Source organism: Nodosilinea sp. LEGE 07298, from assembly GCF_015207265.1.
Taxonomy (GTDB): Bacteria; Cyanobacteriota; Cyanobacteriia; order Phormidesmidales; family Phormidesmidaceae; genus Nodosilinea.
Genome location: NZ_JADEXE010000511.1, coordinates 1 through 2,516 on the forward strand (window position 1 = coordinate 1; position 2,516 = coordinate 2,516).

Sequence of the window (2,516 nt, forward strand, 5' to 3'; positions counted from 1 at the left end):
GAATTGGGGGAGCCCTTAGCGCAGCCTTAGCGCAGGAGAAAGGGCTAGCTGCGCTGGTGCTCAAGCAGACTGCGCAGGCGGAGCAGGCCCTGACGACAGCGCGATTTAACGGTACCAAGGGGAATGCTCAACTGAGCCGCAATCTCGGACTGGCTCAACCCCTGAAAGTAGGCAATTTCCAGTACCTCACGCTCGGCGGGTGGAATTTGGTCGAGGGCGGCCCGCAGGTACTGGCGCTGTTCTTGCTGGGTGGCGTGGTCAACGGGGTTGAACGATCGGCTAGAGGCAGCGGTAATGCGCTGAAACCGCTGCAAAATAGTGGCCCGTCCGCTGCTGACCCGCAGACGATCAATGGCGCGGGAGCGGGTATAGGTGGCCAGGTAGCTACCGATGCTGCCCCGATCGGGGTTGTACTGCCGCCGCTGCCAAAAGTTGACAAACACTTCCTGGGTGAGGTCTTCGGCTTCGGTGGTGTTGGCCAGCATTTTGAGCGCCAGGGTATAGACCATGGAGGAGTAGCGATCGTAGAGGGTGGCGAGGGCGGAGGTATCACCAGCCCACAGACGGTTGACCAGGTCGCGATCGCTAGCTGGTTCAGACGCCATAGGGTCGGAGGGCGAGAATGGGGGCATGTACGATCTGACAGTAATACGACTCAAGTACGCGGGTTGGATGAGCCAGGGTAACGGCATCCAACTCCGTTAGCCAAACCTCAAAGGTCAACTCTGAAGATCTCAGCCCGCCATCCACTGGGCGCAGCTAATCGTATTGTGCCGGGTTCTAAAGGAAATGAGCCTTGCCCAAAACGCTAGCGGAAAGGAAACTGCTATGAATCACGATTTAATGTCTGCTGACCAGGGTTCTTCTAGAGCAGGCGTCTCTCGCCGTCGGGTGATGGTGGGTGGCGCGATCGCAGGACTGGCTGGCAGCCTCGGCTTTTTTGCCCTGGTCAAGAATCCGGCCCAGGCCCAGAACCGCTCTGGTTCGATTTTCCGCAACAGAGCGGCCGCTAACGATATTGAAATTCTCAATGGTGCCCTCTACTACGAACATCAGGCCATTTGGGCCTACAGCGCCGCTGCCGGTGGCCTCAGCGATACCGATGTAGGCAAAGCGGTGCTGGCCATTGCCCTAGCCAACCAGGCCGACCACATGGTTCACCGCGACGTGCTCAGCCAGGTGATTACCGATTTGGGCGGCAGCCCGGTGATGGCCGTAGACAGCTACGACCTCTCGGCCTACCTGGAGCGCGGCGACGGCGGCCTCGACTCCGATGTGAATATCGCTAAGCTGGCCCTCGCCCTGGAGACCGATGCGGCGATCGCCTACACCAGCGAAGTTGCCCGCCTTCAAACCCCAGAGCTGATCACCGCTGGGGCCACGATTGCCGCCGCCGAGGCCTCCCACGCGACGACCATTCGGGCCGCGTTTATCTCGCTGGGGGTCGATATTCCCTTTGTGCCCGCCCCCTTCGTCAGCGCCGACACCCGCGACCAGTGGGTGATCAAAGTGTAGCTGCCCCCTGGCACCGCTACCGTCAACAGCCTAGTGTTCCGTCAAGCTTAATTTTGGGGATCTTCGTAGGGTGCATTCGCGAAGCAATGCACCGCAGAAATGCACCGCAGAATGGCTAGGAACAGCCTCAATCCTAAATTTGAATATTGACAGACCACTAGTCCTGAAGACGTCATTCATCCTGAAATCGTCACGTTCACTCCTGACCTCAGCCCAGAGCTTAGCTCTGGGCTTTTTTGTGGCGATGCTATTTTGTGTGCGCACTTTGTGTACGCAACATCAAGTCCGTCAGGGCACAACACTGCTGTACCCCGACAAATCAGGGGCTAACCCAACGGGATGTGGCTGAGATCAGGCGGTAATGGCGGCCACCTCAGCCGACTGCGCGATCGCCTGCCAGCCGCCCGTGGCGCTGAGGTAGCCCACTTCGACCACGTAAATGCGATCCCACTGGGGAATGGGCAGGTACCAGTCTTGGGCAAAGTCGTCGCGACACCGCTGCTCGGCCACCGCTGGGGGCAGTCCAGACTGGGTGGCTCGGCCCGTGACATCGTAGAGGCGCAGGGTCATGGTTTCGCCGCCATTGTCTCTGGCCTGGGCGCGATCGCTGCTGTCGATTTGCCACACGGCGTAGAAGCGATCGCTCTCGCGATCGACCGACAGCCGAATCCAGCTATTGGCAGCGGTGGTTGAGGCCGGTGCAGTCTCGGACTCAGTGCTGGTGGGCACGACGCCAAAACTATCGGGCGAGCTGGGCGGAATGCTGGCCAGGGCCGCCACCACATCTGGCGGCAGACCCTCTAGCCCCGAGCTGTCATCCGCGATCGCCGCTTCAGGCGGGGGCGGAATGTAGTCGCCTGGCTCTAGCGGCACCGGGGACGGCACTGGCACTGGGGCGGGGCGCAGCGGTGGCTCAGCGATCGCCGTAGTTCCTGTGCTTTCAGCCGACACACTGTCGGCAGATAGCCCCGAAACCGCCGAATTGGGATCAGGAGTGATGC

3 protein-coding genes are annotated in these 2,516 nt (G+C 60.6%); 1 reads left to right on the forward strand and 2 read right to left on the reverse strand.

Going from position 1 to position 2,516, the window contains the following annotated elements:
• Nucleotides 1-44: 44 nt before the first annotated feature.
• Nucleotides 45-605: a sigma-70 family RNA polymerase sigma factor gene (locus IQ273_RS32465; protein WP_228054344.1), complete on the reverse strand. Its 561-nt coding sequence runs from the start codon at nt 603-605 to the stop codon at nt 45-47.
• Nucleotides 606-828: 223 nt separating this feature from the next.
• On the opposite strand from IQ273_RS32465, the gene IQ273_RS32470 reads away from it, so the two are divergent.
• Nucleotides 829-1,515, forward strand: coding sequence for a DUF4439 domain-containing protein (locus IQ273_RS32470; RefSeq protein ID WP_194027199.1), 687 nt, complete (start codon nt 829-831; stop codon nt 1,513-1,515).
• 351 nt (nt 1,516-1,866) lie between these two features.
• Here the strand turns inward: IQ273_RS32470 and IQ273_RS32475 are convergent.
• Nucleotides 1,867-2,516: DUF4912 domain-containing protein (locus IQ273_RS32475; protein WP_194027200.1), on the reverse strand; the 650-nt coding region annotated here is incomplete at its 5' end.

Excerpts from the sequence above, each read along its gene's own strand:
- IQ273_RS32465 (WP_228054344.1), bottom strand. The coding sequence starts at position 605 with ATGGCGTCTGAACCAGCTAGCGATCGCGACCTGGTCAACCGTCTGTGG.
- IQ273_RS32470 (WP_194027199.1), top strand. The coding sequence starts at position 829 with ATGAATCACGATTTAATGTCTGCTGACCAGGGTTCTTCTAGAGCAGGC.